Annotated in this window: 4 protein-coding genes; all 4 read right to left on the bottom strand. The window is 62.5% G+C overall.

The window, feature by feature from the left end; all coding sequences use genetic code 11:
* A partial coding sequence (gene lon / locus ACLP25_RS15865; protein ID WP_442470146.1) for an endopeptidase La occupies window positions 1–1519 on the bottom strand: 1519 nt, incomplete at its 3' end.
* Between the two features lie 250 nt (window positions 1520–1769).
* Entirely contained in the window at window positions 1770–3023 is a 1254-nt protein-coding gene (clpX, locus tag ACLP25_RS15870) for an ATP-dependent Clp protease ATP-binding subunit ClpX (RefSeq protein ID WP_442470147.1), read from the bottom strand.
* Window positions 3024–3266: 243 nt separating this feature from the next.
* Complete coding sequence (gene clpP / locus ACLP25_RS15875) at window positions 3267–3908, bottom strand: ATP-dependent Clp endopeptidase proteolytic subunit ClpP (RefSeq protein WP_442470149.1); 642 nt, start codon at window positions 3906–3908, stop codon at window positions 3267–3269.
* Window positions 3909–4034: 126 nt separating this feature from the next.
* Window positions 4035–5456 carry a trigger factor gene (gene tig / locus ACLP25_RS15880; protein WP_442470148.1) on the bottom strand — a complete coding sequence of 474 codons (1422 nt, stop codon included), beginning with the start codon at window positions 5454–5456 and terminating at the stop codon, window positions 4035–4037.
* Window positions 5457–5671: the final 215 nt, after the last annotated feature.

The following is a 5671-nucleotide window of genomic DNA, read 5'->3' on the forward strand; positions in this document are numbered from 1 at the left end:
TGGCGATCTCAAGCTTCTCGTCCTCGGTGTAGCCGGCGATACGGATGATCTCCATGCGGTCCATCAAGGGCGGAGGAATGTTGAGCGTGTTAGCGGTGGTGACAAACATCACACTGGACAGGTCGTAGTCGACCTCCAGATAATGGTCGTTGAACGTCGCATTCTGCTCGGGATCGAGCACTTCGAGCAGGGCCGACGACGGATCTCCACGGAAATCCATGCCCATCTTGTCGATTTCATCGAGAAGGAATAGCGGGTTCGAGGACTTGGCCTTCCGCATCGACTGGATGACCTTGCCGGGCATGGAGCCGATGTAGGTCCGCCTGTGGCCGCGGATTTCCGCCTCGTCGCGTACGCCTCCGAGCGACATGCGGACAAATTCGCGCCCGGTCGCCTTGGCGATCGACTTGCCAAGCGAGGTCTTGCCGACGCCGGGCGGGCCAACGAGGCAGAGGATCGGGCCGGTAAGCTTGTTGGCCCGCTGCTGCACGGCGAGATACTCGACAATGCGCTCCTTGACCTTGTCGAGGCCAAAGTGATCGGCGTCGAGGACCGCCTGCGCGGCCGGAAGGTCCTTTTTGATCTTCGAGCGCCGCTGCCACGGGATCGACAGCAGCCAGTCCAGATAGTTACGCACGACCGTGGCCTCGGCCGACATCGGCGCCATCTGGCGCAGCTTCTTGACTTCGCCCAGCGCCTTCTCGCGGGCTTCCTTGGTGAGCTTCGTCGCCTTGATGCGCTCCTCCAGCTCGGACATCTCGTCGCGACCTTCCTCGTCGCCGAGCTCCTTCTGGATCGCCTTCATCTGCTCGTTGAGGTAGTACTCGCGCTGCGTCTTCTCCATCTGCCGCTTGACGCGCGTGCGGATTCGCTTCTCGACCTGCAGGACTGAGATCTCGCCTTCCATCAGCGCCAGGCACTTCTCGAACCGCTTCGCGATCGAGCGCGTCTCCAAAATGCCCTGCTTGTCGGAGAGCTTGACCGCCAGATGCGAGGCGATCGTGTCGGCGAGCTTGCCGTAGTCGTCGATCTGGTTGACAGCGCTGACGACCTCGGGCGAGATTTTTTTGTTGAGCTTCACATAGCTCTCGAATTCGGACACGACCGAACGGGACAGCGCCTCGGCCTCGATCTTCTCGATCGGCTCGTCGGCGACCGCCTGGGCCTCCGCCATGAAATAGTTGTCGCCGGGAATGTACCGGGTCACCTCGGCCCGCGAAGCGCCCTCCACCAGCACTTTCACAGTGCCGTCCGGCAGCTTGAGGAGTTGCAGGACGCGGGCCAGCGTCCCGGTCGCGAAAATCGCCTCGGGCGCCGGGTCGTCGTCGGCGGCGTTTTTCTGTGTCGCCCGCAGGATCGGCTTGTCCGACTTCATCACCTCTTCGAGCGCGCGGATCGACTTCTCGCGCCCGACGAACAACGGCACGATCATGTGCGGGAAGACGACGATATCGCGCAGCGGCAGGACGGGATAGACGTCGAGCGTGCCTGGGGCGATGGTCTTTCGTTGGCTGGTCATGGCTATCCTTTTCGAAGGCCGGTTCAAGGCCTGCCCCTTGTTCGGGTTGACCGACTTGCGCCGGCTATGTCTGTCACCGACCGGCGCCCAGTCGCTTATGCGTCCCGCCTAATTCGTCGGCCGGGCGGGGCGGCCACGATTCCATCACGCAAAGTTCGTCCCGCCTCCCCGGAATCGATATGCCTTCCCGAAGATGGGCCTCAACGCCCGCAGTTTCAAGCGCGGCCGTTCGCGGCCATTGATTACGCCGTCAACTCGCCCGTTCGGCGCGCTCCGCGTAGATGTAGAGCGGACGCGCCTTGCCCTCGACCACCTCGGGCCCGATCACGACTTGCTCGACGCCGTCGAGCCCCGGAAGATCGAACATCGTGTCGAGCAGAATTCCTTCCATGATCGAACGCAGGCCGCGCGCGCCGGTGCGCCGCTCGATCGCCTTCTTGGCAATCACGTTCAGCGCGTCGTCCTGGAAGGTGAGGTCGGTGTTCTCCATCTCGAACAGCCGCTGGTACTGCTTGACCAGCGCGTTCTTCGGCTCGGTCAGAATTTTCTTCAGCGCCTCTTCGTCGAGATCTTCGAGCGTGGCGATCACCGGAAGGCGGCCGACGAATTCCGGAATGAGGCCGAACTTCAAGAGGTCCTCCGGCTCCACGTCGCGGAACACTTCGCCGGTGCGGCGGTCGTCCGGGGCCTGGACCTTGGCGGCGAAGCCGATGGAGGTCCCCTTCCCTCGCGCGGAAATGATCCGCTCGAGGCCGGAGAAGGCGCCGCCGCAGACGAAGAGAATGTTGGTGGTGTCCACCTGCAGGAACTCTTGCTGCGGATGCTTGCGACCGCCCTGCGGCGGCACGCTGGCGATCGTCCCTTCCATGATTTTCAGAAGGGCCTGCTGCACGCCCTCGCCCGACACGTCGCGGGTGATCGAGGGGTTGTCGGACTTGCGGCTGATCTTGTCGATTTCGTCGATATAGACGATGCCCCGCTGCGCCCGCTCGACATTGTAGTCGGAGGCCTGCAGAAGCTTCAAGATGATGTTCTCGACGTCCTCGCCGACGTAGCCCGCCTCGGTCAGCGTGGTGGCGTCGGCCATGGTGAAGGGCACGTCGAGGATTCGGGCAAGCGTCTGGGCAAGCAGCGTCTTGCCGGAGCCGGTCGGGCCAATCAGCAGAATGTTGGATTTGGCGAGTTCGACGTCGCCGTGCTTGGTGGCGTGATTGAGCCGCTTGTAATGGTTGTGGACCGCCACGGAGAGAACGCGCTTGGCCTGCGACTGCCCGATCACGTAATCATCGAGAACCTTGCAAATCTCACGCGGAGTCGGAATGCCATCCTTGCTCTTGACGAGCGAGGTCTTGCTCTCCTCACGAATGATGTCCATGCACAGTTCGACACATTCGTCGCAGATGAAGACGGTCGGCCCGGCGATGAGCTTGCGAACCTCGTGTTGACTCTTGCCGCAGAAGGAGCAGTAGAGCGTGTTCTTGGCGTCGCCGTCGGCTTTGGCCATTGTCTTTCTCCAACTCGGCTGCTCTTTCTCGAATCGAGACGCAGCCTAAGCATCTTGAACTAACGAAACGTAGCCTCCGACTCCCTCCCGCCGTCTGCCGCGTCCCTGCTTACCCGGCGTCGCACCCTCCGACGCCGGATTTACCAAGCAACCACTAAACTCCGGGCGAAATCAAGTCGTTCCTGGAAAAATGGCCGCATAATGGCGGAGCAAGAATCAAGCCAGCGGAGGCGCCGGCTCGGATCACGTCAGAGCCTTAACCTCTTCCGCCTCGAGCGCCCGCTTGGTCGTCACCTCATCCACGATGCCAAACGCCTTGGCTTCCTCGGCCGACATGAAGTGGTCGCGGTCCAGAGTTCTCTCTATGGCCTCGTAGGGCTGGCCGGTGTGATGAACGTAAATCTCATTCAGCCGCCGCTTCACCTTGAGAATGTCCTCGGCATGACGCTGAATGTCGGACGCCTGCCCCTGGAAGCCGCCGGACGGCTGATGGACCATGATTCGCGAGTTCGGCAGGGCGAACCGGCTGCCCTTCTCGCCGGCCGCAAGCAAAAGCGATCCCATCGAAGCGGCCTGCCCGATGCACAAGGTCGTCACCTTGGGCCGAATAAACTGCATCGTGTCGTAGATCGATAGTCCCGCCGTAACGACGCCGCCCGGCGAATTAATGTACAGGGCGATGTCTTTTTTCGGATTCTCCGCCTCAAGAAACAGAAGCTGCGCCACCACCAGCGACGCGGATACGTCCTCAACCGGCCCGATAAGAAAGACGATCCTTTCGCGCAGGAGGCGCGAGAATATGTCGAAAGAACGCTCTCCGCGCGCCGACTGCTCGATCACGATCGGCACGAGGTTATTGTAATAGTAGTCGATCGGATCGCGCATTGGCTCTTTCTTCCAGAAGAGATGTTCGGCGGACGCCTCGCCGTAGATAGGCGCCAAGCGCCTTTCCGAAAAGAGGCGCCGACCGCCCGTCTCGCGGGGCGGCCGCCGCCCCTCCTCTTGTTGTGATCAGCTCGTCGGCTGCTCGGCTTCCGTGACCGCCGGCTCCAACGCGGCGTTATCTTTTGCCGCCGGGGACGGCGCCTCGTCATCCAGCGGCTTCATCAGATCGTCCTTGGAAACCTTGCGCTCCACGACCTTCACGAGTCCGAGGATGTGATCCACCACTTTCTCCTCGTAGATCGGGGCGCGCAATTCGGCCAGCGCCTGCTGGTTGTTGCGATAGAAGTCCCAAACCTGTTTCTCTTGCCCCGGATACTGGCGCGCACGCGCGATCAGCGCCTGGGTCATCTCTTCGTCGGCGATCTTGACGTCCGCCTTGGTCCCGACTTCGGCGAGCAGCAGACCAAGGCGGACGCGGCGCTCCGCAATCCTCCGGTAGTCCGCTCGGGCCGCCTCCTCGGTGGTGTTCTCGTCGGCGAAGCTGCGGCCGGAAGCCTGCTGCTCCTGCATCACCTGCGACCAGATCCCATCGAATTCCTGGTTGACGAGCCCCTCGGGCAGTTCGAAGGAATAGAGCGCGTCGAGCTTGTCGAGCAACTGGCGCTTGACCTTGTCGCGCGAGACCCGCGCGTAGTCGGCCACCATCCGGTCGCGCAAGAATTCCTTGAGCTTGTCGAGACCCTCGAAGCCGAGGCCCTTGGCGAACTCGTCGTCGACAGCGAAGGCTTCCGGCGCGGCGACCGCCTTCACCGTCACGTCGAACTCGCCCGTCTTGCCCGCCAGCGAACGCACCGCGTAGTTCTCGGGGAAGGTCGCGTGAACACCCCGCTTGTCGCCGGCGGCGACGCCGAGCAGCTGATCCTCGAATCCGGGAATGAAGGTATTGGAGCCGAGCAGCACCTCGATGTCGCGGCCCTCGCCGCCCTCGAACGGAGCGCCGTCGATCTTGCCGTCGAAATCGACGGTGACCCGATCGTGCGCCTCGGCCGTCGCGCCTTCGGGCTTGTCGGCGAACTTGCGGCGGCCGTCGGCCAGACGATCGAGCGCGTTGGCGACGTCGGAGTCCTCGACGTCCGTGGTCAACCGCTCGAGTTCGATCTGGGAGAAGTCGCCGATCTCGACGGTCGGCAGCACCTCCAGGGCGATCTTGAAGGTGAGATCGCCGCGCGCCTCGAGCGCCGCGTCGATTTTCGTCTGATCGGTCGGCAGTTCGACTTTCGGCTCGCGGGCGAGGCGCAAATTGTTGTCGTCAACGATCTTCTTGTTGGCGCTGTTAATCGCGTCCTGGACGACATCGGCCATCACCGACTTGCCGTAGATCTTGCGCAGGTGCTCGACCGGCACCTTGCCCGGTCGGAAGCCCTTGATCTGGGCCTTCGACTTGAGCTCAGCCAGCTGTCCGTTCAACTTCGCCGCGAGGTCGCTCGCCGGAAGGAAAATGTCGTATTCGCGCTTGAGCCCCTGGCTCAGCGTCTCCGTCACCTGCATCGTCCAATCCGCCTTGTTCTTACGGGCCAGGTTTCCCTTAGCCCATTTCCGACTGTCGCCAAAGCGTCATCCGCGCCTGCGCCGACCGCTGGTCTGGAGAGCCGCTCCTTGAGGATCGACCTCAGGAACGGACGGGAACTGGTGCGGGCGGAGGGACTCGAACCCCCACAACTTTCGTCACCGGAACCTAAATCCGGCGCGTCTACCAATTCCGC

This window comes from Roseiarcus sp., from assembly GCF_052145395.1.
Lineage (GTDB): Bacteria > Pseudomonadota > Alphaproteobacteria > Rhizobiales > Beijerinckiaceae > Roseiarcus.

Coding starts and splice junctions, on each gene's coding strand:
- clpX (WP_442470147.1), bottom strand. CDS start 3,023: ATGGCCAAAGCCGACGGCGACGCCAAGAACACGCTCTACTGCTCCTTC.
- tig (WP_442470148.1), bottom strand. CDS start 5,456: ATGCAGGTGACGGAGACGCTGAGCCAGGGGCTCAAGCGCGAATACGAC.
- clpP (WP_442470149.1), bottom strand. CDS start 3,908: ATGCGCGATCCGATCGACTACTATTACAATAACCTCGTGCCGATCGTG.